The 26,382-nt window shown below is 61.8% G+C and carries 15 protein-coding genes, 3 tRNA genes and 1 riboswitch; of the genes, 11 read left to right on the plus strand and 7 right to left on the minus strand.

Going from position 1 to position 26,382, the window contains the following annotated elements; translation table 11 throughout:
• Positions 1-61: 61 nt before the first annotated feature.
• On the minus strand, positions 62-1,045 hold the full coding sequence (locus tag AC6I97_RS20270) for an NAD(P)H-quinone oxidoreductase (protein ID WP_497946420.1): 984 nt from the start codon (positions 1,043-1,045) through the stop codon (positions 62-64).
• A 102-nt stretch (positions 1,046-1,147) separates the two neighbouring features.
• On the opposite strand from AC6I97_RS20270, the gene AC6I97_RS20275 reads away from it, so the two are divergent.
• The 3 genes from AC6I97_RS20275 to AC6I97_RS20285 all read left to right on the plus strand — a co-directional run bounded on the left by AC6I97_RS20275 (position 1,148) and on the right by AC6I97_RS20285 (position 6,980).
• Positions 1,148-1,238: transfer RNA gene (locus AC6I97_RS20275), tRNA-Ser, on the plus strand.
• Positions 1,239-1,438: 200 nt separating this feature from the next.
• Entirely contained in the window at positions 1,439-2,224 is a 786-nt protein-coding gene (locus AC6I97_RS20280; RefSeq protein WP_497946423.1) for a VOC family protein, read from the plus strand.
• Positions 2,225-2,447: 223 nt separating this feature from the next.
• Positions 2,448-6,980, plus strand: coding sequence for an ExeM/NucH family extracellular endonuclease (locus tag AC6I97_RS20285; protein WP_497946426.1), 4,533 nt, complete (start codon positions 2,448-2,450; stop codon positions 6,978-6,980).
• 81 nt (positions 6,981-7,061) lie between these two features.
• Here AC6I97_RS20285 and cycA read toward each other — a convergent pair whose 3' ends face one another.
• The gene (gene cycA, locus AC6I97_RS20290; RefSeq protein WP_497946429.1) at positions 7,062-8,549 is read right to left on the minus strand and encodes a D-serine/D-alanine/glycine transporter; all 1,488 of its coding nucleotides are present in this window, start codon (positions 8,547-8,549) and stop codon (positions 7,062-7,064) included.
• Between the two features lie 145 nt (positions 8,550-8,694).
• A riboswitch (glycine riboswitch) is annotated at positions 8,695-8,793 on the minus strand.
• A 74-nt stretch (positions 8,794-8,867) separates the two neighbouring features.
• The gene (locus tag AC6I97_RS20295) at positions 8,868-10,853 is read right to left on the minus strand and encodes an FAD/NAD(P)-binding protein (protein WP_497946432.1); all 1,986 of its coding nucleotides are present in this window, start codon (positions 10,851-10,853) and stop codon (positions 8,868-8,870) included.
• A gap of 60 nt (positions 10,854-10,913) precedes the next feature.
• Between AC6I97_RS20295 and AC6I97_RS20300 the strand changes: the two genes are divergently transcribed.
• Both AC6I97_RS20300 and AC6I97_RS20305 read left to right on the plus strand, forming a co-directional pair.
• Entirely contained in the window at positions 10,914-13,175 is a 2,262-nt protein-coding gene (locus tag AC6I97_RS20300) for a prolyl oligopeptidase family serine peptidase (RefSeq protein ID WP_497946434.1), read from the plus strand.
• A gap of 145 nt (positions 13,176-13,320) precedes the next feature.
• Positions 13,321-13,408, plus strand: a tRNA-Ser gene (locus AC6I97_RS20305).
• A 77-nt stretch (positions 13,409-13,485) separates the two neighbouring features.
• Here AC6I97_RS20305 and AC6I97_RS20310 read toward each other — a convergent pair.
• Together AC6I97_RS20310 and AC6I97_RS20315 are read right to left on the minus strand one after the other, a co-directional pair.
• Positions 13,486-14,919 carry an MFS transporter gene (locus AC6I97_RS20310; protein ID WP_497946435.1) on the minus strand — a complete coding sequence of 478 codons (1,434 nt, stop codon included), beginning with the start codon at positions 14,917-14,919 and terminating at the stop codon, positions 13,486-13,488.
• Between the two features lie 175 nt (positions 14,920-15,094).
• The gene (locus tag AC6I97_RS20315; protein WP_497946437.1) at positions 15,095-17,260 is read right to left on the minus strand and encodes a RecQ family ATP-dependent DNA helicase; all 2,166 of its coding nucleotides are present in this window, start codon (positions 17,258-17,260) and stop codon (positions 15,095-15,097) included.
• A gap of 140 nt (positions 17,261-17,400) precedes the next feature.
• Here AC6I97_RS20315 and AC6I97_RS20320 point away from each other — a divergent pair, with 140 nt between their 5' ends.
• The 4 genes from AC6I97_RS20320 to AC6I97_RS20335 all read left to right on the plus strand — a co-directional run bounded on the left by AC6I97_RS20320 (position 17,401) and on the right by AC6I97_RS20335 (position 21,093).
• Entirely contained in the window at positions 17,401-18,819 is a 1,419-nt protein-coding gene (locus tag AC6I97_RS20320) for a phosphomannomutase/phosphoglucomutase (protein WP_497946438.1), read from the plus strand.
• A gap of 12 nt (positions 18,820-18,831) precedes the next feature.
• Positions 18,832-19,287, plus strand: a complete 456-nt coding sequence (locus AC6I97_RS20325; RefSeq protein WP_497946439.1) for a hypothetical protein — start codon at positions 18,832-18,834, stop codon at positions 19,285-19,287.
• Between the two features lie 23 nt (positions 19,288-19,310).
• Positions 19,311-19,781, plus strand: a complete 471-nt coding sequence (locus tag AC6I97_RS20330) for an RrF2 family transcriptional regulator (RefSeq protein WP_497946440.1) — start codon at positions 19,311-19,313, stop codon at positions 19,779-19,781.
• Positions 19,782-19,920: 139 nt separating this feature from the next.
• Positions 19,921-21,093 (plus strand): globin domain-containing protein, encoded by a 1,173-nt coding sequence (locus tag AC6I97_RS20335; protein WP_497946442.1) that lies wholly within the window; start codon positions 19,921-19,923, stop codon positions 21,091-21,093.
• 112 nt (positions 21,094-21,205) lie between these two features.
• Here AC6I97_RS20335 and AC6I97_RS20340 read toward each other — a convergent pair whose 3' ends face one another.
• Complete coding sequence (locus AC6I97_RS20340; RefSeq protein ID WP_224094400.1) at positions 21,206-23,032, minus strand: phosphoenolpyruvate carboxykinase (GTP); 1,827 nt, start codon at positions 23,030-23,032, stop codon at positions 21,206-21,208.
• 284 nt (positions 23,033-23,316) lie between these two features.
• On the opposite strand from AC6I97_RS20340, the gene AC6I97_RS20345 reads away from it, so the two are divergent.
• A tRNA-Arg gene (locus AC6I97_RS20345) sits at positions 23,317-23,390 on the plus strand.
• Positions 23,391-23,610: 220 nt separating this feature from the next.
• On the opposite strand, the gene AC6I97_RS20350 is transcribed toward AC6I97_RS20345, so the two are convergent.
• Complete coding sequence (locus AC6I97_RS20350; protein ID WP_309930948.1) at positions 23,611-24,339, minus strand: FadR/GntR family transcriptional regulator; 729 nt, start codon at positions 24,337-24,339, stop codon at positions 23,611-23,613.
• A 353-nt stretch (positions 24,340-24,692) separates the two neighbouring features.
• Here AC6I97_RS20350 and AC6I97_RS20355 point away from each other — a divergent pair, with 353 nt between their 5' ends.
• Entirely contained in the window at positions 24,693-26,315 is a 1,623-nt protein-coding gene (locus tag AC6I97_RS20355) for an ABC transporter substrate-binding protein (RefSeq protein ID WP_497946446.1), read from the plus strand.
• Positions 26,316-26,382 lie beyond the last annotated feature (67 nt).

The following is a 26,382-nucleotide window of genomic DNA, read 5'->3' on the forward strand; positions in this document are numbered from 1 at the left end:
GAGGCTCCTTGCTACTGGGAATTGGTGGGGACGTCCTGCATTAACGGGGCTGCCGTGGTTGTTAGAGGAGCAGGAGGACCTTACCTACGTGCTCTCCGGAATCAAAGTATTCATGTGCCTCGCGGACATGGTCCAGCGGAAATGATTTGGCCACCAGGGGCTTGATGCGGCCGTCGGCGAGCATGGGCCACACGGACTCCCGCACGGCGGACATAATGATGCCCTTTTCGGCCACCGGGCGTGGCCGGAGGGCGGTTCCGATGACGGCAGCACGCTTGCTGAGCAGCTGTCCCAGGTTTATTTCGGCTTTGGTTCCGCCCTGCAGGCCAATGACGATCAGCCGGCCATAGTCGGCGAGCGCTTCGATGTTCTTTTGCAGGTACTTGGCGCCCACGACGTCGAGGATCACGTCTGCGCCTTTGCCTCCGTTTTGTGCCTTGAGGCTTTCAGGGAAGTCTTCTTCGTTGTAGTTGATGGCGATATCGGCACCGAGGAAGGCCTTTGCCGTGCCAACTTTTTCATCAGAGCCGGCGGTGGTGGCAACCTTGGCCCCATAGGCTTTGGCGAGCTGAATGGCCATGGCGCCAATGCCGCCGGTAGCGCCGTGGATGAGTACGGTCTCCCCCGGTTGGAGCTGGGCCGTCATGATGAGGTTCGAGTAGACGGTTGCCGCCACCTCGGGCAGTGCCGCAGCGGTGACCAGGTCTACGCCATCGGGTAGTCGCAGTACTTGCTCTGCGGGCACGGCGACCTGCTGGGCATATCCCCCGCCGGACAACAGGGCCACTACTTTGTCCCCCACCGAGAAGGCTTTGGTGACACCTGGCCCGAAGGCGGCAATGCGGCCGGAGACCTCCAGCCCGGGAATCTCCGAAGCCCCTGGGGGCGGTGGGTAGAAGCCGCGGCGCTGCTGGACGTCGGCACGGTTGAGGCCAGCAGCCACGACGTCGATCAGTACCTCGCCCTCGCCCGGCACCGGAGCCGGTACGTCGCGGACTTCGAGGACTTCGGGTCCGCCTGGTTCAGAAATATAGACGGCTTTCATGACGAACTCCCGGTTTCTTGCTTGTACATCCAGGCCCGGGGCAGGGACTGGAGAACGTGATGTTTTGGAACAGCCAACTCCCTATGAAACACTACTAGGCAGGGAAGGTTGTCCGAGCGGCCTAAGGAGCTGGTCTTGAAAACCAGTGTGCGGTAACCCCGTACCAAGGGTTCAAATCCCTTACCTTCCGCCAGCAGATGCCCCGGGTTCACGAGCCCGGGGCATTTTTGGCTTAAAACCGGGCCGGAAGTCAGGCTCCCAGCCGGATCTGAGAACTGACACCCAGAAAATCATTGAAACTGTCATAGCCCCCGCATAGTGTTCTGCTTGTCCTCACAACCGCCGACAAACAGCCGTAGCTTCCGCCGCGGAACGAACACAGGAGCCTCACATATGCCTACGCCTGACATCACCTCTGGCGCACCGTGCTGGATTGATTTGATGACATCCGATACGGACAAAGCCAAGTCCTTCTACAACGCACTCTTTGGTTGGACTTACGAGACAGGCGACCAGGAGAAGTACGGCGGCTACATCACAGCTTCCAAGGATGGACGCCTGGTTGCGGGCATCATGCAGAAACAGGCAGACATGGGGGCCATGCCGGATGTGTGGTCGACGTACCTGCGCACGGACGACATCAAAGCCACCACGGAGGCAGCTGCCGCCCATGGTGGCCAAGTCCTCCTGGAGCCCATGGATGTTCCTGAACAGGGCATCATGGCCATGTATGGCGACTCTTCAGGAGCTGCAATCGGGGCCTGGCAGTTCGGGGAAATGAAGGGTTATGAGGTCGCTGCCGAATCCGGCGCCCCGGCATGGCACGAACTACTCGCGAAGGACTACGAGTCAGCGGTCAGCTTCTACCAGAGCGTCTTCGGTTGGGAAACTGCCGTCATGAGCGATACGCCGGAGTTCCGTTACACCACGCTGGGCGCTGGTGACGATGCCAAGGCCGGCATCATGGACGCTGCCGGCTTCCTCCCGGAGCAGGTTCCGTCCATGTGGAGCGTGTACTTCGCAGTGGACAATACTGACGCCACCGTGGAACAGGCCACGGCCCTGGGCGCTACCGTCATGGAAGCGGCAGAAGACACCCCCTTTGGACGCTTGGCCACGTTGTCGGACCCTACAGGTGCCGTCTTCAAGGTGATCCAGAACATGGCGCCGGCCAGCTAAACCCCTGAACGTTCGGTTCCTGCGGCTGCCTCTTGACCGAGGCAGTCGGCAGGATCCGCGCGCCCTCCATCCATCACCGGTCCACTTCCTGTTCATTCCGACGTGTTCTGCTATGCCCGATACCCAGGTTTACCCGGAGTAACTTCCGGCATATCGCCCACTTCACAAGACAGCGGGCGTAGTCCAAAGAGCCCCACAGGGTTCCTAATGAAAGTTAGAGCGGATGCACCAAAAACACTGGAAAACAGCAGCTGGAGCAGCCCTTTCGATTGGTTTGCTCTCGGCTCCGCTGACAGCCGTTCCCGCAATTGCGGCCGACGATCCGTCGGCGCCGCCGGGCACCTCGGCTGTGGTCATCAACGAGGCCTACCTCAGCGGGGGCAGCAGCGGCTCTGCTTTCAAGAACAAGTTCGTAGAGCTCTACAACTCCTCGGACACTCCGGTCAGTCTGGCAGGGTGGTCGCTACAGTACCGGTCGGCAACCAGCACGGGAGCGCCCACCGGCATCACTCCGCTTACGGGCAGCATCCCCGCCAAGGGCTATTACCTGATCCAAGGAGCCACGAACAGCAGCACCTCCACGGCGCCGGCCCTGCCCGCCCCGGATGTGCAGGCAACTGGAACCTTGAACCCCGGTGGAACCGCCGGCACCCTGGTCCTGGCGAAGCAGGCCAACGCGGTTTCTCCCCTGGCCGCTGGCTCCGTGACGGACAATGCCGCCATCGCGGATCTCCTCGGCTACGGCACATCAAACACTTTCGAAACGTCGGCAGCAACCGCCCCCACGGGCAACACTGACGTCAAAAGCCTCAATCGGAGCAACGGTGTGGACACCGACTCCAATGCCGCCGACTTCAGCTTGAGCGCCACCATAACGCCCACGGCGTCCGGCGGCGGGACGCCGCCCGCGGAACCCGAGCCGGACCCAGGATCCAGGACCATCCCCGAAATCCAAGGCACCGGCGCCACGAGTCCGCTCGTCGGCAGCACGGTAACTACCCGTGGCAAGGTAACTGCCGTTTACGCTTCGGGAGGTTTCAACGGCTACTACGTCCAAACCCCCGGAAGCGGCGGGGAGGCCGCAGGGGCGGCCAGGACGGCGTCGGACGCTTTGTTCATCTACTCCCCCACGACGGCGGGTACGGTACAGCCCGGCGACTACGTGGAACTCACGGGTGTCGTCAGCGAGTTCGCCAACCAGACACAGCTCACGGTTGAGGCTGCCGGCCTGCAGAAACTGAGCGAAGCTGCGCCGGAGGTAAAGCCCACTGCCTTCCAGATGCCCGCCAACGAGGCCGCGCGCGAAGCCCTTGAAGGCATGCTCGTCGCCCCACAAGGCCCGTACACCGTGACGGACAACTATTCGCTGAACCAGTATGGCGAAATCGGCCTCGCGGCCGGGACATCGCCGTTAGTGCAGCCGACGGCGGTCGCTACCTATGGTTCAGCAGAATATGCCGACGTGGTGGCCGGGAACGCCCTCCGTGCCATCAAGCTCGACGACGGCGCGTCCACCAACTTCCTCAAGGACGCCACCACGAAGGCCCAGCAACTGCCATACCTGACCACGTCCGATTCCGTTCGCGTGGGCTCTCCGGTGCAATTCCGGACAGACGTGATCCTGGGCTACGGCAATAATTCGTGGAAGTTCCAGCCCCTCACGGCGCTGACTCCCACGAATGCGGAGACTGTGCAGCCTGCAAGCTTCACGACAACCCGTCCCGACGGCCCCGCTGACGTTGGCGGAAACCTAAAGCTTGCCTCCTTCAATGTGCTGAACTACTTCACCACCACTGGCGACCAGCTCAGCGGCTGCATTTTCTACACCGACCGGGACGGGAATCCGATCACGGTCAAGGAAGGTTGCAACGCCCGGGGTGCTGCCAATGCTGAGAACCTCCAACGCCAGCAGGGCAAGATCGTCGCTGCGATTACCAAGGCAGGTGCGGACGTCGTATCCCTTGAGGAAATCGAGAACTCCGCCCAGTTCGGCAAGAACCGTGATGACGCTTTGTCCAAGCTGGTGGCCGCCCTCAATGTGAAGACGCCGGGCGTATGGGACTACGTGCGGACACCCGCAAACGCTCCCCCTCCCAGCGATGAGGATATGATCCGCACCGCGTTCATTTATAAGAAGGCCGTAGCCGAGCCGGTCGGGGAGTCAATCATCCACAACGACACCGTGGCCTTTGCAAGCGCCCGCAAACCGCTGGCGCAGGTCTTCAAGCCAGTCGGCGCGGACGAGGACAAGAAGTTCATCGCGATCGTGAACCACTTCAAGTCCAAGGGTTCCGCTGCAACCCCGGATGACACGGACAAGGGCCAGGGCGCCTCGAACATTGCCCGCACAAAGCAGGCTGAATCACTCCTCGCCTTCTCCAGGGACCTCCAAGCCACCAAGGGCACACACAAGGTCTTCCTGATTGGCGACTTCAACGCCTATGCCAAGGAAGACCCCATCAATGTCCTCACTGGCGCAGGTTACGCGGACCTTGAAGCTGGTACCGGCAAGCACTCTTACCTCTTCGGGGGCATGGTGGGCTCGCTGGACCACATCCTTGCTTCCCCGGCAGCGGCCGGGATAGTCACGGGAACCGACATTTGGAACATCAACTCCGTGGAGTCCGTGGCGCTGGAGTACAGCAGGTATAACAACAATGTGACCAACTACTATGCCGGAGACGAGTTCCGCGCCAGCGATCACGACCCCGTGGTGGTGGGTATGAACCTGGGACCGGATGTGCCGGCCACTGTTGACCTGCAGTTCCTTGGCATCAACGACTTCCACGGCCGGATCGACTCCAACACTGTCCTCTTCGCCGGCACTGTGGAGAAGCTCCGCGCCGAGGCCGCCCCCGGCGCAACCGCCTTCATTTCTGCTGGAGACAACATCGGCGCTTCGCTTTTCGCGTCCTCGGTTGCCAAGGACCAGCCGACCATCGACGTCCTCAATGCCTTGGAACTCCGGGCTTCGGCAGTGGGCAACCACGAGTTCGACGGCGGGTGGCAGGATCTGCGCGACCGCGTCATCGCCGATGGTACCAACGCCAAGTTTGCCTACTTGGGCGCGAACGTTTACCAGGCGGGCACCAAGACTCCGGTCCTGCCGGAGTACAAGGTCCTGGAGATGAACGGCATCCGGGTGGCTGTCATCGGCACCGTCACGCAGGAAGTGCCGTCGCTGGTGACTCCCGCCGGCATCACGGATCTTGAGTTCGGTGATCCGGTGGAAGCCATCAACCGGGTGGCCGCAAAGATCAAGGCAGAAGACCTGGCCGATCTGATCATCGTGGAAAACCACGACGGCGCTGCATCGGGCACACCGGAGGGTGCCACCCTGGAGCAGGAAGTCGCAGCCGGTGGACCGTTCGCCAAGCTCGTCAACGAGACCACCCCCGACGTAGCCGCCATCTTCACCGGGCACACCCACAAGGAATACGCCTGGGACGCACCCTTGCTGGACGCCAACGGCCAACCCACCGGCAAAACCCGTCCCATTGTGCAGACCGGCAACTACGGCGAAAACGTGGGAAGCGTTACTCTCACCATCGATACCACCACGCATTCGGTCACAAGCTATAAAGCTGCCGTGGTGGATCGGACCACGGACACTTCGGAAAGCCTCGTTGCCGCCTATCCTCGCGTGGCCGCAGTCAAGGCGATCGTGGACAAGGCTCTTGCCGATGCTGCCGTGATCGGGAATCAGCCGGTGGGTGCAGTGACAGCTGATATCACCACCGCCTTCACTCCGGATCCGGCTGGCGGCGCCCCCAAGCGGGACGACCGCGCGAACGAATCCACCCTCGGAAACCTGGTAGCGGACTCCTTGGTGGACACGCTCCAGGCGCCTGAACTGGGTGCTGCGGAGATAGGCGTCGTGAACCCTGGCGGCCTGCGTAACGAGCTCTACTACGCCCCGGACGGCACCATCACCTACGCTGAGGCCAACGCGGTCCTGCCGTTCGTGAACAACCTGTGGACTACCTCCCTCACTGGCGCCCAGTTCAAGACCCTTCTTGAGCAGCAGTGGCAGACCAACGTTGACGGAACACTTCCCAGCCGCCCGTACCAGCAGCTTGGACTTTCCAGGAACGTCAACTACACCTACGACGCCGCCCGCCCGGAAGGCGACCGCATCACCGGCATCTGGGTAGGCGGCGCAGTCATCGACCCCGCCAAGCAGTACAGGATCGGTACGTTCAGCTTCCTGGCTACCGGCGGCGACAACTTCCGCATCTTCAAGGAAGGCAGCAACACGAAAGACACCGGGTTGGTGGACCGCGATGCCTGGATCAAGTACCTCCGTGAGCACAACCCCGTATCTCCGGACTTCGCGCGCCGGTCAGTTGCCGTGGTAAACACCACCGCCGCAGAGGTCAAAGCGGGTGAGCCCATGGCACTCGCTATCTCCAAGCTGAACCTCACCTCGATCGGCAGCCCGGCCAACAACACTCTCAATGCCGTCTTCGTGGACAGCAAGGGCGCGGCGATAACGCTCGACTCCGTGCCGGTAACGGCAGGCACTGCCACAGTGAACCTCAAGGTTCCCGCGGCGGCAGCTGCAGGCAGTGGCACATTGGTGCTGACCGCCGTGGAGTCCGGAACCGTGGTAAAGGCCCTGGTGACGGTTGCAGGGAGCGGCACGAATCCCCCGCAATGCACTCCGCCCACCAAACCGTCCAAGTGGTACGACGCCGTGGGCTGGTTGCACTACGCGTGGGCCTGGTTGGAGTACCAGAAGTGTCTGAGGGGCTAGGCGGCCCCTTCGCATGACCCGCCAAGAAAGGTAGCCCCTCAGGAGGATGACTCGTGAAGGGCTACCTTTTTGGATTTTCGCCTACTTCTTGGCGAGCTCGGGTTCCTCCGCGTGCTTGGCGTCCTTCTCAAGCTGCGCCTGGAACTCCCTAAAGCGAACCAGGTGCGCTGGCCGGCGACGCAGGATGACCCAGGCCACCCCCAGAATCAGGAACCACAGCGGCGTGGCCAGGAGCGCAGCAAAAGTGTCCGGCTGCGTGGTCAGGGTCCAAAGCACGAAGGCAAAGAAGGCAAAAACCACCCACACCATCACCACGCCGCCTGGCATTTTGAACGCCGAAGCATCATGCAGGTGTGGCCGCCGCTTGCGGAATGCAAGGTAGCTGGCCAGGATGATGGACCATACGAAGACGAAGCAAACCGCAGACACGGTGGTCACCATGTCGAACGCCTTGCCGATGTCCTGCCCGGCATACATGAGGACTACGCCGGACAGCAGCAGGACGCAGGAAAGGAACAGGGCGTTGCGGGGTACTTTGCGGCTTGAGAGCGCGCCAAACACAGCCGGCGCGTCGCCTTCCTGGGCCAGTCCGTAAACCATGCGGGACGTTGAGTAGATACCCGAGTTGGCTGAGGACATCGCAGAGCTGAGAACCACCAGGTTGACGATCGTAGCCGCCGCACCCAGGCCGGCCAGGGAGAACATCGCAATGAATGGACTGTGGCCGGCCGCGAACTGGGTCCACGGGGTGACGGACATCAGGATGATGAGGGCACCCACATAGAAGAGCAGCACGCGGATCGGAATCGAGTTGATGGCCTTGGGCAGGTTCTTCTCCGGGTCCTTTGCCTCGGCGGCCGTGGTACCTACCAATTCAATGCCGACGAAAGCGAAGACGGCGATCTGGAAACCGGCGACGAAGCCCATGAATTCGTTGGGGAAGAAGCCACCGTGGCTCCACAGGTTGGTGAAGCTGGCCGGTCCGGCGTCGGACTGGAAGCCGCTGAAAATCATGAACAAACCGACGATGATCAGTGCCGCGATGGCGACGATCTTGATGAGGGCGAACCAGAATTCGGTCTCGCCGAATGCTTTCACCGTAGCCAGGTTCAGAAGCAGCAGGATGCCGATGGTGATCAATCCTGGCACCCAGAGTGGAAGGGAAGGCCAGAGCTCCTTGGAGTACCCGGCGATCGCGATGACGTCGGCGATGCCGGTAATGACCCAGCAGAACCAATAGGTCCAGCCGGTGAAGAACCCGGCCCAGGGACCCAGCAGGTCCGCTGCAAAGTCGCTGAAGGATTTGTAGTTCAGGTTGCTCAGGAGCAACTCGCCCATGGCGCGCATGACGAAGAAGAGCATGAAGCCGATGATCATGTACACGAAAATGACGGATGGACCAGCGGCAGAAATGGTCTTTCCCGAGCCCATGAACAGGCCCGTGCCAATTGCACCGCCTATCGCGATCAGCTGGATGTGCCGGTTGCTGAGCTGCCGTTCGAGGTGTGGTTCGAGATGTGGTGAGCCTGCTTGGTGCGGGACGGAGGATGGTGGGCGCTGAATCGTCAAGAGGAACTCCATTGTTCAGGCGGCACTGGGTGCCACGATGATTCGGGTTCCTCCCCACTCTGTAGGTGGACCTGAGAGTTTCCGCAGGGATGGCCTGCTTGCACCTTCGGTGAGCCCGGATGCCCGGACTGCTTTCCAGAGTTGCCTCGCCGCGGCGGTACATGGGCCTGAGAGATTCCTGGGGAGGGTTTGCTCCTACGGCGCCTGACGGGATGTACCGGCAGGACTCTCCCGCCGCAGATCAAAAGCGCGCACCACTTTGCCGGTGATGCAGCTCACACACTAGCGAAGCGTTGGACTCACTGCAAACAAAGGCAGCTAGCTGGCCAGAATGCTACGGGCGATTTCGTCGGCATCCCGCAGGGTTCGCTGGCCGCTGGCATAAGCCTTCCCGGTCGCCGGACGCGCCTCTGCAGCAATGGCCGTTCCCCACTGGGTCGCCGACAATTGCAGGCCCAAAACATACATCCCCCGGGTCACAGAGCCGTTGGACGCCACAGGCCGGTACGGGTGCGGTTCCACATCCAGTCCGGTTGTCTGCACCGGCGTGCCCTCGGCACTCATCATGATTTTGGTTCGCACAAGGCCGTCAGCCATGAGTTGTTCCAGGAGTGGAGAAATATTGATGCCCACCCTGTTGGCCGGCGACATCGCTTCAATCAACGTGGGTGCCTCCGCTGGCCCGTCGTGGACCCATGGAGAGACTGCCCGGAAAACCTTGGCGCTTCTATCCACACTGAACTTCGGGTCGGGTCCAACGAAACCCACGACGCCGGCACGCGCCAAAGCAGCCAACTGCTCCGAACGCAGTGCCGGGGCCCCGCTGGCAAGGCCTTCAACGAACGATTCGAACCATCCCCTCAGTTCAGCGACCCACGATTCGTCCGTGATACCACCGTCTGCCACGACGGACTTCAGGATCGCCCTGCCGGTGTGCAGTGCGCCGATTGCCATTTTCACGGGATCCGCTTCGCCCAGTGCGGAGCGTCGTGCGTCGTCGTCCAGGTAGGCCGTTATCGCCAGATCCAGTTCCCGGCGGGACGCGAACGTCCGGCCCGCCAAGGGCGCAGCGAGTCCGCGGACATTCAGTCGGCGGGAGGCAAGCACGTGCTTGTCCACCAAGGCGGCGACGTCGCTTTCCCAGTTGGCGGTGGTGTGCGCGTGGGGTTGCAACGCGTCCTCAAGGTCCGCGAGGAACTGCGCTGCATCGCGGATGGCGGCAGGCTGCGACCTTGCCAGGGTGGAGTAATAGGCCCACAAGGCGTCCCGGTGCAGGAGCGGCCAAAGATCGTGGTCGAATCCGGGCTGGATACCGGCTGCCCTGAACCGGTCCACTGCTGCCTCGGTCAGGTAACGCATGGTGATGCTGCTGGGGTAATACCCTGCCAAACCAGCCTTGGCCCGGTACGGGGTTCCGCGCCGGGATGCTGCGATAATCCTGGGTTCCCTGCCCGAGGGCCGGTACTCGAGAACTCCGGCTCCCGGTACGCCGGCTTCGACGAACTTGCCTCCCCGGCCCTCAGTCAGCTGGCCCATGACATCGAAGAAATTCAGTCCCATCCCACGCACCAGGACGGGCTCGTTGTCCGGCACCCGCTGCCAGTCAACGTCGGCTGGCGGTGCAGGCGGGAAATAGAGGAGGCCGTGCTCGTCGGCTGCCCGTTGGAACGAACGCTGCTCCGGATTCAAACGTGACTCGATGTGTCCCAGCGCGAGGACCACCGAGCCGACGGTGAGGGTAGTGCCGTCGGCCAGTTCGACGTCGAACGCTTGCCCACCTGCGATGCCTGGGCTTGCCGGGACCGGGCGCGCCGCCACGGCGGTCGTCTCATGGAAGGTGACCTCCACGCCGTCGGGCATTCGCTGAAGCAGCTCCGCCAAAGTCTGCCGCAGGTACCGTCCGTAGAGCGCCCTGCTGGGAAAATCGTGGGACTCCAAGGTGGCCAACTCCGCCTTTTCGGCGTCGTTCAGCCCCTGTCCATCACGACGTCGGGCGGCGCGCCACTGGTCGAACGAACCGCCTGCGAGGGGCTGCGCAAGCTTGGGGTCTTCCGGGATGAGCGTCGGATAGAACGCCTGTGTGTTCATCAGGTACAGCCTGGACTGCTCCGGCTGCCACACATGGCCGGATGCTGGCGGGAAAGGATCCACAACGTGGATGTGCAGTGTGCGCTGCCCGGTATCGGTCCGGTTCGCGCGGCTGGTGGCCCCTGCGGCCCAATTCGCGAGTAGCCGCTCAAGGACACTCGTGCCCCGGGGGCCGGCCCCAATAAGGGCAACACGATTGATTTGCGATTTAGCCACGCTCAAGCCTAACTTCTGCGTGACTTGCTTCCAGTTGAAAAGTGTTGCTTGGATGGGGCGATGACCACCACAGAAGCTGATCAGACGCCCCTTCCTGACAATGACACGGATCTGGAGACCAAGTCCGGGCCTCGCCACGCTGCGACCATCGCGCCCGAACCCACGGATGAGAACGTGTGGTTGGAGGACATCCACGGCGAAGAACAGCTGGCCTGGGTCCGGGAACAGAACGCGCGAACCGAGGATTTGCTGGAGGACGCAGACTACGCAGCGGTTGAAGCCGGCATCCTGGAGGTCCTGGATTCGACTGACCGGATCGCCATGGTGAACAAACGCGGCGATTTCTACTACAACTTCTGGAAGGACCAGGAGCACCCCAAGGGCCTTTGGCGCCGCACTACCTGGGAAAGTTACGTCTCCGAGGCTCCCGAATGGGACGTGCTGCTGGACATCGATGCCCTCGCCGCAGCAGAAGGCGTCGAATGGGTGTTCCATGGGGCCGGGTTCCTTCGTCCTTCGGACGGGGACACGTACCGCTTCGCGATGGTTTCGCTGTCCCCCGACGGCGGTGACGCCAACCGTCACCGCGAGTTCGACGTCGAATCCCGCACCTTTGTTGACCCTGCCGCCGGCGGATTCGATCTGCCCACGGCAAAAGGCAACGTGAGTTGGCTCGATGCGGACACACTGCTTGTCTCCAGTACGGCAGAAGGGTTGCCTGCAACCACCTCCTCGTACGCCCGGACCGGCGTGAAGCTGCGTCGCGGCCAATCCCTCGCCCAGGCAGAGCGGATCTTCGACATCCCCGAAGACCACATGCTGGCCATCGTGGCCCATGACTCAACCCCGGGCTTCGAACGGACCTTCGCCGTAGACTACATCGACTTCTACAACCGCAAGACGTGGCTGCTTCGCGACGACTCATGGCTTGAAATCGATGTGCCCACCGACGTGAACATCAGCGCCCACCGAGAATGGCTGATGCTCCGCCTGCAGAAGGACTGGGACGTTTCCGGCGTCACCTACGCGGCCGGTTCCCTGCTGGCCGCTGACCTCGAAGGCTACCTGGCTGGATCGCGCCAATTTGTGGTGCTGTTTACCCCCGATGACCATACGTCGCTGCAGTCGTGGAGTTGGACCAAGGACTATCTGCTGCTCAACCTCCTGCGCGACGTCTCTTCCGAAATCAGGGTGCTGGACCCTTCCCACGTCGATTCCGACAGCAGCTGGGTTGCCACCGTCCTGGACGCGTGCCCGCCGCTTCACGACGTCAATGCCTACGCGGTGGACGACGAAGATGAATCCGGAGCCGGAAATGACTACTGGTTGGTCGCCACCGGTTTCACTACGCCCACTACCCTCACCCGCGGAACCCTCACTGCAGGGCCGACGGGTTCGTCTGTTGCCGGAGCAGCTGCCGGGGTCACCAGCCAGCACGCCGTGGTGAAGCGATCGCCGTCGTTCTTCAATGACGGCGACTATGAGGTCCAGCAGCATTTCGCTGTCTCGGCGGATGGGACCAAAGTCCCCTACTTCCAGGTGGCATCCAAGGACCTGGTCCTGGACGGACAAAATCCTACGCAGCTCTCAGGCTGTGGCGGATTCGAAGTTTCCCGCACCCCCGCCTACAGCGGCACCATTGGCAGGGCTTGGCTGGAGCGTCGCACTTCGGCTGCTGCCTTGGCTGACGGTCCCGGCTCGCACACCCGTGGCGGTGTGTACGTTGTGGCGAACATCCGTGGCGGCGGCGAATACGGGCCCTCGTGGCACCGGGCAGCGCTGCAGGAAAAGCGGCACCGTGCCTACGAAGACTTCGCCGCCGTGGCACAGGACCTCATCTCCCGCGGCGTGACCAGCCGCCGTCGACTCGGCTGTGTGGGCGGCTCAAATGGTGGGCTGCTGGTAGGCAACATGCTGACCCAGTACCCGGAACTGTTTGGTGCAGTGTCCTGCGGCGTGCCATTGCTGGACATGCGCCGCTACACCAAACTCTCTGCCGGATATTCATGGATCGCCGAGTACGGAGACCCGGATTTGCCTGAGCAGTGGGAGTTCATCCGGACCTTCTCCCCCTATCACCTACTTCACGACGGCGTCGAATACCCCGAAACCTTCATTTGGACTGCGACGTCGGATGATCGGGTAGGCCCCGTCCAAGCCCGAAAGATGGCAGCTCGGATGCAGGCGATGGGTATCCCGAATGTCTGGTTCCATGAGGCACTCGAAGGCGGGCATGCCGGCGCCTCGGACAACAGGCAGGCAGCCGCACTCCAAGCCCGGAGCAACCACTTCCTGTGGCGTGTGCTGGCCGGGAGCAACTGAGGTTCCGTTTCGATGGCCCGCTGCACGTAAGGCCCCTGCGAACGGCCCCGCAGGTAGCCAGCCCTCGAAATGGGCAGCCGATTGAAGGCGGTTTTGCACTGGACGGCACGTTCTGCGTATCCTTGGTGGGCTAGCAATAGCAAATGGAGACGTGCCAGAGCGGCCGAATGGGCTTCACTGCTAATGAAGTGTGGGGCACAACTCCACCGGGGGTTCAAATCCCCCCGTCTCCGCGAATTGGTCCCGGTTTTCGAACCGGGACCTTTTGCGTTAACCCGGCTTTTACCCCAAGCCCTGTGCCCGCGCCGGTCTAGCTGCGCTTCGCCCCGTGGCTGACTTCCGCGCCGGCATGCCGCTGCAGGGTCAGACTGTCCACTGTACTGACCAACATGAGGACAGCCATGGCTATGAAAGCCCCCTTATAGGCTGCTACCTGGTCAACCCCGAGCACATCCGTTGACTCGAACAGCCTCAGGAACAAGGCCCCCACAGCGATCCCTGCCGCAGCTGCCAGCTGTACGAGGGTCGCAGAGATAGCGTTGGCCGAGGGCAGCTGCCCCGGGACGATGTCGGCATACTGCACGGACGCGTAGGCCGAGAAGCCTATGGATCGGAAGGCACCGCTGAGCAGCAACAACGCGAAAATGAGGGGCTCTGGTGTTTGGGCATTCAGAAACGCACACAAGGCAAACGTCACGGCCGACGCGAACGATGCAAAGACGAGCACCGGTTTGAACCCGAAGCGCCTTATCAGGGGTGTGGTGGCCGGCTTGATCCCGATGTTGCCCACGAAGACTGCGGCTACCATGACCCCGGCCTTCAAGGGATCCCACCCAAATCCATCCTGGAACATGAGAGGCAGCAAGAAGGGAACCGAGCTGATGGTCAGCCGGTAAATGAAACCGCCCGTGGATGTCGCCCTGAAAGTCCTGGTGCCAAATACGCTGAGGTTGAACAGCGGAACCCTTGCTTTGCTCATCCACCAGACCGCACCTGCGAGGGAAACCAAGCCGGCAGTCACCACCACAACAGCCAGCAGATTCGATGCGTGTCCGCCCAGCGTTTCCAGCCCCACCACAAGGGAACCCACGCCCAAGGTAGTCAGCAAGAGGCCAAACCAGTCAAGACGGCGGTTGGCATCAAATTGAGTCCGCGGAACCAACCTCAGTGCCGCAATGAAGGCAGCCAGGCCGAGGGGGACGTTGATGATGAAGATCCAGTGCCACGACAGGAAAGTCGTGAGGGCGCCCCCCACCATGGGAGCCAAAACGGGGGCAAGAAGGCCTGGCCATACCAAGTAGGCGGTGGCACGGAGAAGTTCGGATTTGGGCGTACCCCGCAAAACCACCAGGGTGCCCACGGGAACCATCATGGCGCCGCCTGCCCCCTGCGCCACCCGACTCAACGTCAGCATGGTCAAGTCGGTGCTTACTGCGCAGAAAAGGGAAGCAATAGTGAACACCGAAATAGCCAGACAGAATATCCTGCGGGCGCCAAACCGCTCGGCAAGCCAACTGCTCAAGGGGATCCCCATGGCCACTGTCACCAAATAGGCAGTCATCGTGATGTTGATGTCAGCCGGTGCCACCCGGAAATCGGCCGCAATGCTGGGGATGGCCGTGGTGAGGATCGTTCCGTCAAGAAACTCCATGAAGAACGTTGCCGCCACCAGCAGTGCCAAACGCGGCCGCCAACTGGTTTCATTGGCCGCTTCGACGTCGGTGTTGCTCGGTTTTGTGCTCATGGTCCGGTCCAAGTCTTGTCTAATCGCCTGCAGCAGCAGGCGCGCGTGTTTGCTCGATCCTCGTATTTGCTCGATCCTATAGAGGCACCGTGGGAGCGTTCACAACATGACGGTTTTCAGCGCACTTCCTCGCCTTGAAGCACTGCCCCGGGTTGAGCGAAACGCCGCCTGCGCCCTACCCCGCCTGTGCCAGGGCGAGCGGCAGTACCGCACCTACCCCGGACCGTCTGAGCGCCCTCGCCGCAACAGTCAGTGTCCAGCGGCTGTCGATGAGGTCGTCCACCAAGAGGACAGGTTGGTCACCAATGCCTGCCAGTGCCTGGGCCAATTGCGGTCCGACCGCCAGACGGTCCCATACTCCCGCGAGCCTGTAAGCGCTGTTGCCTCCACGGGACCCTGTGGGCCCGCCGTGCTCTGGATGCAGTTGACCCAAGTACGGCATCCGCCCTATGCCTGCGATCCCCTGCGCCAGCGAGTCCACAAGTTGTGGTTTGCTCCTTGAGGGAATGCTGACGACCGCCGCCGGGCGCCCCGCCCCGCTCCAGGCGGTTCCGCCGTCGGCCCCTGACCATTCGCGCAGAACCTGAACGCAGGCCTGCAGCATCGCGGGGTCCACTGCCCTATCGGGTGCCCCGGCGGCAAAGAGCTCGCGGAGCGCGCCACCCCAGCCCAAGTCCGTCAGCCTTGCCAGCACACGGCCTTCGGAAATGCTTTCGTCCGGCTTGATCTTGCCTTTGACTCCCACTCCCAGCCTGTCCATTCCGCTGGGCCACTGGAGCCGCGGTTCCACCACGATCCCGGCGCGACGGAGCGTCTGGCCGGCTGCATCAACGGCAGCCGCTGCAATGTCCACTGGGAACCATCGTCCAGCACAGTTGTCACAACGGCCACAAGGGGCGGCAGTCTCGTCGTCGAGCACAGAGGTGATGTACTCCATGCGACAACCTGCAGTGTCCTGGTAAATCACCATGGAGTCCTGCTCATCCACCCGGGCCTCCGCGATGCGGGCATAGCGCTCTGCATCGTAGGTCCATGGCCGTCCAGTAGCCCGCCAACCGCCACCTACGCGTTCAACTGCCCCGTCAACGGCCAAGACCTTAAGGAGGAGTTCCAGAGGCGTGCGCCGAAGGTCCACGCGTGCTTCGAGCGCCACCGTGGACATGGCCGCGTTCGCCTCTCCAAGCACCCTCAAGACGGCGTCGGCCTTTTCAGCTGAGGGCATGGACGCGGTGGCAAAATACTGCCAAATTTCGCGGTCCTCGGAGCCTGGAAGCAACAGGACATCAGCGTTGGCTGCACCTCGGCCTGCTCGACCAACCTGCTGGTAATAGGCGACCGGCGAGGACGGCGCGCCGAGGTGAATGACGAAACCAAGGTCCGGTTTGTCGAATCCCATCCCCAACGCCGAGGTGGCCACAAGCGCCTTGACTTGGTTGTCCTTGAGGAGTTGTTCTGCCCGCTCCCGATCGGCAGGATCAGTCCGGCCGGTATAGGACAAGACATTGTGTCCGGCCTCGGAAAGAAGCCGGGCAGTATCCTCTGCGGCTGAGACGGTCAGCGCGTAAATGATTCCGCTACCGGGGAGGTCCGCCAGGTGCGTCAGCAGCCACCCCAGGCGATCGCGGGAGTCGGACAAGTTCAGAACCCCGAGTCGCAGCGACTCGCGGCCCAGCGCACCCCGGATGGTCAGCACTCCGGCGCCGAGTTGTTCCTCGATATCGTGGACAACGCGGGAGTTGGCGGTAGCCGTGGTGGCGAGGACCGGAACCGGGTCGGGCAATTGGGCAATGAGATCCGCGATGCGCCGGTAATCGGGCCGGAAGTCGTGGCCCCAATCCGAAATGCAGTGGGCTTCGTCGATAACAAGCAATCCGGTCCTGCGGATCAGCTCGGGCAACTGGTTCTCCCTGAACGAGGGATTGGTGAGGCGCTCCGGCGACACCAGGAGAACGTCCGCCTCGTCAGCTGCCAACTGGGCCAGGACAGTGTCCCACTCAAGCGCGTTGGCTGAGTTGATGGCCACAGCCCGGACTCCCGCCCGTGCGGCGGCCGCTACTTGGTCCCGCATGAGCGCGAGCAGAGGAGACACGATCAGCGTGGGACCGGCACCCCGCTGACGCAGCAACAAGGAGGAGACGAAGTAGACGGCGGATTTTCCCCAACCCGTGCGTTGGACCACCAAGGCCCGGCGCCCCGCGTCCACCAATGCCTCAATGGCCTCGAACTGGCCGTCATGGAACTCTGCCTCGGGGTGCCCCACAAGCTCACGAAGACAAGCCAAAGCCCTCTGGCGGGTAGGGGATTCCACGGAAACAGCGGCATTTTGGGAGTTGTTGGCCATGGACCCAGTATTCCAGCAGCCCCTGACAGCCATAACCGGTGGCCCCGGCTATGTGGAAAGCGGTGTGCCAGGACCGGCTTTTCCACATAGCAGCTTCCCCCGTTCATGCTCAATTGCGCTGCCACAGTAGGATTGAGCCCGTGACTAGCGAGCAGAACAAGAACTTCGACCTCTCGGCATCCTTCAAGGCGTATGACGTCCGGGGCATCGTGGGGGAATCCATCACGGCTGAAATCGTCGAGGCAGTCGGTGCTGCCTTCATCGACGTTTTGGGTCTTGAAGGTGAAACCGTCCTTGTTGGCGGAGACATGCGCCCGTCCTCGCCGGAGTTCAGCCAGGCCTTCGCGAACGGTGCTGCCACCCGGGGCGCCAACGTCCAATTGCTGGACTTGATCTCCACTGACGAGCTCTACTACGCCTGCGGTGCCTTGAACGCAGCCGGTGCCACGTTCACTGCCAGCCATAACCCGGCCGAATACAACGGCATCAAAATGGCCAAGGCAGGGGCTCAACCGATTTCCTCCGAGAGTGGCCTGAAGGAGATCCAGGCCCTCGCCGAGCGCTACCTGAACGAAGGCACCATCCCCGCGGCGGCGACGCGGGGGCAGATCGGTGTCCATGACGTGCTGAAGGACTATTCCCAATACCTGCGCCAGCTGGTGGATCTCTCCGGTTCCCGGCCATTGAAGATCGTCGTGGACGCCGGTAACGGCATGGCCGGGCTGACCACCCCTGCTGTGCTTGGCAACAAGCTCCTCCCTGCCCTGCCGTTCGAGATCATCCCGCTCTACTTCGAACTGGACGGCTCGTTCCCGAACCACCCGGCCAACCCGCTGGAACCGGAAAACCTCCGTGATCTCCAAGCCGCCGTAATCAAACACGGCGCCGATATCGGCCTTGCCTTCGACGGCGACGCTGACCGATGCTTCGTGGTCGATGAAAAGGGCGAGCCCGTCTCCCCATCGGCGATCACGGGCATGGTGGCACGCAGGGAGATCGCCCGAGCCCAGGCATCCGGGGAACAGACCCCGGTGATCATCCACAACCTGCTCACGTCCAAAGCCGTTCCCGAACTCGTTGCCAAGGACGGCGGCCGGGCAGTCCGGACCCGCGTCGGCCATTCCTTCATCAAAGCCGTGATGGCCGAAGAAGGTGCAGTATTCGGCGGGGAGCACTCGGCACACTTCTATTTCCGTGATTTCTGGAATGCGGACACCGGTATGCTCGCCGCGATGCATGTCCTGGCGGCCCTGGGCGAGCAGGACGGTCCGCTGTCCGAACTCGGGCGCCAGTACGAGCCCTACGTCTCCTCCGGGGAAATCAACTCCGAGATCGAAGACAAAGCAGGCGCCATCGAGCGGGTCCGCCTCGATTTCCAGCATGATGACGTCGAAATAGACCACATGGACGGCAGCACCTTCAGCGCCAAGGACGGCAGCTGGTGGTTCAACCTGCGCCCCTCCAACACGGAGCCGTTCCTGCGCCTGAACGCCGAAGCCAAAGACCTGCCCACCATGGAAAAAATCCGCGACCGCGTCCTGGCACTGGTCAGGGCATAAGGACAGGCAAACATGAGCGAGCAGCCAACCGACGAGGCCGATTCCACCGGGACCGTCCAAGAGCGTGAACTCCGGGAGATTCTGGGGACTGCACTGGGGACTGCCCAGGAGCACATTCTGCAGAACGGCGGCTTTCTCCCCTTTGGCATCACGCTTTCACACGAAGGCGAGATGCGGATTGTCATGGTTTCTCCAGGCGAGCCGGACGAGGACGGCCACATTGACGCGGGAGCGATGTTGACGGATGTCCAGGAATTACTTCGCCAGGGTCGCAACGATTATCGGGCCGTGGCCATCGCAAGTGATGTCGCGCTGCCCGAGCATGGCTCGGATGGCATCCACGGCACCGCCGAGCACCGGGATGGCGGGGTCATGGCAGCAGTCATCCCCTACGTCCAAGCAGCCGACGGTTTCTCCTTCGGCGCCCTTGAGCCTGACACCCACGAGCCCTCGCTCTGGGTGGACTAGACCTGACTACGTAAGCTGATCCCATGAAAATCAACGCGTTCGCAGATGTGAGCCTCCGCGCCGTCATGGTGTTGGCGTCCGCTCCTGAGGGCACGTTGCTGACTACCCAGGCTGTTGCCGATGCCGTGGGCACTCCGTATAACCATGTCAGCAAGGCCATGGTCCGATTGCGCAGCCTTGGATTGATTGATGTGGAACGAGGCCGCTTGGGTGGATCGCGCCTGAACGAAGCGGGACGCCAAGCAACGGTTGGCCAGCTCCTTCGCCACTTGGACAGCCGGCAGGATCCCGCCGAATGCCAGTCCCCCACCCATGACTGCCCCCTCATCACAGAGTGCGGTCTCCGCCACGCAATGAACCGGGCCCGCGAAGCCTTCTATCGTGAGCTCGACACCGTCGTCATCTCGTCCCTGCCTCATGCACGGCAGATGAATCCGGTCTTCCAAACAATAGGCCTCCGACCCGAATTCAGGTCCCCCGCACCCCTGCCCTGACCGCGTCCGGACCGGATCGCGATCCGATTTGCACATCTTTTCTACAAGGAGTAGAAATTGAGATATAAATACAGGCATTCGAAATGCTTGTATTGTGACGGTTCGAATAACCCGCCGGACCCCTACCCGCAGGAGAATCATGCTCTCGGAAAAATCCCGCCCGATTATTGAAGCCACGCTTCCCCTGGTTGGCTCGCGTATTGGTGACATCACCGCCGACTTCTACAAGCGCCTCTTTGCAGCGCACCCTGAGTTGCTCGATGGACTGTTCAGCCGCTCCAACCAGCGCTCGGGTGATCAGCAACAGGCACTCGCCGGGAGTATCGCCGCCTTCGCAACCCACCTGGTGAACAACCCGGGCACGCTCCCGGAAAAGGTCCTGGCCCGGATCGCCCACAAGCACGCCTCACTGGGCATCGCCGAAGAGCAGTATGGAGTGGTCTACGAGCACCTCTTCGCAGCAATCGCTGCCGACTTGTCGGACGTTATTACGCCTGAAATCGCCGAGGCATGGACGGAGGTCTACTGGCTCATGGCAGACGCCCTGATCAAGCTTGAGAAGGACCTCTACGCCTCCCAGTCAAACAATAAGATGTGGATGCCTTGGCGTGTGGTTTCCAAAGTACCGGCTGGCAAGGACGCCATGACATTCACCTTGGAACCTGCCGACGACACTCCGGTAACACCGGCTCTTCCCGGCCAGTATGTGAGCGTCAAGGTCGTACTCCCTGACGGCTTGCGCCAAGTGCGGCAGTATTCACTGTCAGGCGACGCCGGGACCAGCCGGACCTTCACCACCAAGCTAAACGACGGCGGCGAGGTATCCACCGCCCTGCATACCGCCGTCGAACCTAACGATGTGCTCGAAATCTCCAACCCTTATGGCGAGATCACCCTCAACGACGGCGAAGGACCGGTGGTGCTCGCGTCGGCGGGGATCGGGTGCACGCCGACAGCCTCGATCCTGCGCTCCTTGGCCGAGGCCGGCACTGATCGCCAGGTTCTTGTCCTGCACGCCGAACGTTCCATGGACAGTTGGGCATTGAGCGGCCAAATGACTGCAGACGCCGCAAGCATTGACGCCGAACTGCAGCTCTGGCTCGAATCGCCGCAGCCCGGCAATGAAATGCACCGCGTCAACGCAGGCTTCATGTCCCTGAGGGAAATCGACATGCCCGCGGACGCTTCCTTGTACCTCTGCGGGCCGTTGCCTTTCATGAAGAAGATTCGCGACGAAGCGATCGAGGCCGGCATCCCGGCCACCAGTATCCACTACGAAGTTTTCGGCCCCGACGTTTGGCTCGCGAACTAAGGCGGGGCGCCAAACCCCTCTAAGACGCCGAAAGCACGACGGCGGCCCGTCACCTTTGATGAAAAGGTGACGGGCCGCCGTCGTCTTAAGAACGCCGTTGTCCTTAAGAGGTCTAGCCCAGACGGCTCTTGAGGCCGTCCAGCTCGGACTGCAGCGCCGCGGGGAGAGACTCGCCGAAGTTGGCGAACCATTCCTCGATGGATGCAAGTTCCGTTTCCCATTCGCCGGCGTCAACGCGGACGGCCGCCTCGACCTCGGCCGGCGTCATGTTCAGGCCTTCAAGGTCGATGGAGTCGCCGGTCGGAACGAAACCGATCGGCGTTTCCACAGCGTCCGCCTTGCCTTCGAGGCGTTCGATTGCCCACTTGAGTACGCGGGCGTTGTCACCGAAACCAGGCCAGGCGAAGCCACCATCAGCAGTGCGACGGAACCAGTTGACCAGGAAGATCTTGGGCAGGCGCTCCGGGTTGGCCTTGGCGGACAGGTTCACCCAGTGGTTCAGGTAGTCGCCTGCGTCGTAACCGATGAACGGCAGCATTGCCATGGGATCGCGGCGGACAACACCGACGGCGCCAGCTGCAGCGGCCGTGGTTTCCGACGAAAGCGTGGCACCCATGAAGATACCGTTGGACCAGTCGCGGGCCTCGGTGACCAGCGGGATGGTGGTCTTACGGCGTCCGCCGAACAGGATCGCGGACAACTCCACGCCGTCCGGGCTGAAGTACTCTTCGGCGAGCATGTCGATCTGGTCGATCGGCGTGCAGAAACGGGAGTTCGGGTGTGCAGCCGGGGCGTCGGAGTCCGGAGTCCAGGACTCGCCGCGCCAGTCGGTCAGGTGCGCCGGAGTTTCCTCCGTCATACCTTCCCACCAAACGCCGCCGTCATCGGTCAGCGCAACATTGGTGAAGATGCTGTTGCCCTTGGCGATGGCACGCATGGCGTTGGGGTTGGTGCCCCAACCGGTGCCCGGCGCGACGCCGAACAGGCCGGCTTCGGGGTTGACGGCGCGGAGCTCGCCTTCCTTGCCGAAGCGCATCCAGGTGATGTCGTCGCCGAGGGTCTCGACCTTCCAGCCCTTGATGGTGGGGTCAAGCAAAGCGAGGTTGGTCTTGCCGCAAGCCGACGGGAAGGCAGCGGAGACGTAGTAGGTCTTCTGCTCGGGAGAGGTCAGCTTGAGGATGAGCATGTGCTCGGCAAGCCAGCCCTCGTCGCGTGCCATCACCGAGGCGATGCGCAGTGCGTAGCACTTCTTGCCCAGCAGCGCGTTTCCGCCGTAGCCGGAACCGAAGGACCAGATGGAGCGCTCTTCGGGGAAGTGGACGATCCACTTGTCGGTGTTGCACGGCCACGCGACGTCGGCCTGGCCGGGTTCCAGGGGTGCGCCCAGCGAGTGGAGGGCCGGCACAAAGAATGCATCGGTCTGCGTGATGCGGTCCAGGACGTCCGAGCCGATGCGGGCCATGATCCGCATGGAAGCTACAACGTAGGCGGAGTCAGTGATCTCAACGCCGAACTTCGGGTCCTCTGCATCCAGGTGGCCCATGACAAAAGGAATGACGTACATGGTGCGGCCGCGCATGGAGCCGGCGAACAGTCCGCGCAGCTTCTGCTTCATTTCGGCCGGAGCCATCCAGTTGTTCGTGAACCCTGCGTCGCGCTCGTTCTCGGAGCAGATGAAGGTCTGCTCTTCCACACGGGCAACGTCGGCGGGGTCGGAGAACGCCGCGAAGGAATTCGGGAACGTTTCCGGGTTCAGCCTCTTCAGGGTGCCGGCCTCAACCAGTTCGTCGGTCAGCTTCTTGTTTTCCGCTTCGCTGCCATCAACCCAGTGGATGCGGTCCGGCTGAGTAAGCTCGGCTACTTCCTCAACCCAGGCCAGCAGGCGTGCATGCGTAGTAGGTGCCTTCTCAAGCAGCGGCAGTCGCGCCAGATCGCCCATTGCGGTTCCCTTCCTCGGGTTCAGTGGTGTGTCCTAAACGATAGGGGTCGCGGACCAGACCAATCCGTTGTCAGACGTCAGATGTCCAGTGGAGTCGAAACGAAAAACCCCTAGAATTCAGGGTTTCAGTTTCAGAGGACGGCGTTTTAAGTGAGGAAGGTCACATAGACCGGTCTAGTTGCGTAGATTACAGCTTTTCGATTTGGAACTTCACATGAACTTCTGTAAAGTTTATTGAGGTTCGAGGGGGTCAGAGAAACAGACCGCCGAGAATCACGCGAAATGCGCCCATAGCTCAGCTGGATAGAGCGTCTGTCTACGGAACAGAAGGTCAGGGGTTCGAATCCCTTTGGGCGCACAGATAGAGACCCGCACCGGTTCGCCGGTGCGGGTCTTTTGTTTTGCCCGCCGTGGCCCAACTACGTAGCAGTTAAGCGCGTTTAGACCGCCCTAAACGCGCTCTAATGCGACCCAGTTGGGTTACGCGGCAGGGAAGGTGAGTCACGCAGGAAACGCAAAGGGCCGCCGTCGTACTTTCCGAAAAGTACGACGGCGGCCCTTGCCGTATGTGGGGACGCTTACTCCCCCACTGCCTCGCTGATCCGGCGCCGGATGCCGTCGAAGTGACGGTTGAGCAGCTCGGCCGAGAGCACCTTGTCTCCCGCTGCAACGGCGGCATAAATATTCCGATGGATGGCGGCCGTCTTGGCCAGGTCCTCGTTACCTGCGCCGATCTCTACGTGGATCTTCCGGTATACCTTCCAGAAGACCCCCATCAGGTTGATCAGCAGCTCGTTGTTAAGGGGTTCGAATAGTCGGCGGTGGAATTCGGCGTCGGCCGCCACGAAGTTCTCACCGGCGGCGGCGAGTTCTTCCATTTGCTTCACCGATTCCTCGATGGACGCCAGCTGCTCCTTGGTCATCACATCGATAGAGGAGCCGATCAGCCCGGACTCCAACGCCTGCCGCACGTCCACCAGCTGCAAGGCTTCGAGTCCCTGGTGCCGGAGGGAAAGCCGGCCCCGGAATGTCAGGCCATCAGCCAAGGCATCGAAGTTGCTGGGCGCCACGAACATCCCGAAGCCATGGCGGATCTCGATCACTCCCAACGCCTGCAGCACTTTCAGGGACTCACGCAACGTATTGCGCCCTACGCCCAGGGCGACTGAAAGCTCGCTCTCCGTGGGCAACGGGTCACCCGCCTCGAGCTCGCGCTCAAGGATGAGTTCCATAATGTCCGACTGCAATGCACGCAGCCGGGCCTGTGCACTGAACCGCGCTTGCGGAACGACACCGGAAGTTGTCATGGCGCTCTCCTTGCCGATGCACTCTTCCCCTCAGAGGCTTGTGAACCTCGGACGCAGAAGTAGTGCGGTGTTAATATTGAGGCGAGCTTGATGCTCACCGCAGAATGAGTGACTCGCAACATACAATATCGGATGTCCCACCTCCTTGATAGGTATGTCTTCGGAATTCCTTGAGAATTCCGCATTCAGGCGCGCTGGCGGCGAGGAACCCGACGGTTCCCGGCTTCCCGGGCAGCCTCACCGTGATCCATTTCTCACTTGACGTCCCCTTGTGACCACCCTTACAGTTTCAATACGAGCATCGGACGTCCTACATCCGATAACCCACGACAGTCGAATGGTGAGGCACCCTTATGAGCAAGACCATCAACAGCCTGCCGCTGGTCAACGACGCCAGCCGCCGGAATTTCCTGAAGCTAAGCGGCGCAGTTGGTGCAGCAGCCGCCTTCACGGCAACCCTCTCTGCGTGCGGCGGCGCTGCCAGCACCACAACAGGGAACGCGGCGAACACGGCAGCCGTGAACAAGGACCTCATGATCGAGGCAGGCATCTCCTACGCTCTCTCCACGGGCTTCGACCCGCTGAGCTCCTCGGGAGCCACACCGATGGCAGCCAACCTGCATATCTTTGAAGGCCTCATCGAGCTGCACCCGGCAACCCGACAGCCCTACAACGCACTGGCCGCAACGGATCCGAAGAAGATCAACGACACCACGTACCAGGTGACCATCCGCGATGGTGCCAAGTTCCACGACGGCTCCCCCGTCACCACCGAGGACGTCGCTTTCTCCTTTACACGTGTCATGGACCCGGCGAACAAGTCCCTGTTTTCCCAGTTCATCCCCTTCATCCAGGACGTCAAGCCCTTGGATGCCAAGACAGTGGAATTCACCCTCAAGTACGCCTTCCCGGGCTTCGGACCCCGCATCTCGGTGGTCAAGATTGTTCCCAAGGCACTCGCCAGCGATCTGAAGGCCTTCGACGCCAAGCCAATCGGCTCCGGTCCGTACAAACTGGTCTCCGCCGTCAAGGACGACAAGATCGTCTTCGAAGCGTTCGCAGACTACAACGGCCCCAAGCCAGCGTTGGCCAAGGGCATGACCTGGCTCCTTCTTTCAGACGCAGCCGCCCGTGTTACCGCAGTCCAATCCGGACGCGTCCAGGCCATCGAGGATGTTCCGTACCTGGACGTCGACGGCTTGAAGTCCAAGGTCAAGGTGGAATCCGTCCAGTCCTTCGGCCTGCTGTTCCTCATGTTCAACTGCGCAAAGGCCCCTTTCGACAACAAACTGGTCCGCCAGGCACTGCACTATGGCATGGACAAGGAAGCCATCATCAAGAAGGCCCTGTTCGGCAACGCCAAGGCGGCAAGCTCCTACTTCCAGGAGGGCCACCCGGACTATGTCAAGGCCAGGAACGTCTATGGTTTTGACACTAAAAAGGCCGAAGACCTACTCAAGCAGGCGGGCGTTGGCAGCCTCGAATTCGAACTCCTCACCACGGACACCGCGTGGGTGAAGGACGTTGCACCCCTGATCCTGGAGTCCTGGAACAAGATCCCCGGCGTCAAGGTCACCGTGAAGAGCCTGCAGTCCGGCGCCCTTTACAGCGACCGCGTGGGCAAGGGCGATTACACAGTCGTTGCTGCTCCGGGTGATCCGTCCGTGTTCGGCAACGACGCGGACCTGCTGCTGAGCTGGTTCTACTCGGGCGCCACGTGGATGGAGAAGCGCGCCTTCTGGACCACTCCGGAACGCACCAAGTTGCAGGAACTCATGAACAAGGGGTCGCAAGCCTCCGGCGACAACGCCAAGAAGATCGTGGCCGAAATCGTGGACATGGTCTCGGACGAGGTCCCCCTCTACCCGGTCCTCCACCGCCAGCTCCCCAGCGCCTGGGACGAGAAAAAACTCAAGGGCTTCCAGCCTCTGCCCACCACCGGATTGTCGTTCATCGACGTCGGACGTACCGCCTAGAAACCTGAGTTGCGAGGCCTGCTTTGCGGCCTAAATCCCCTAAATAGTACGCAGAGCAGGCCCCACA

The organism is Arthrobacter sp. TmtSoilC48, from assembly GCF_059739425.1.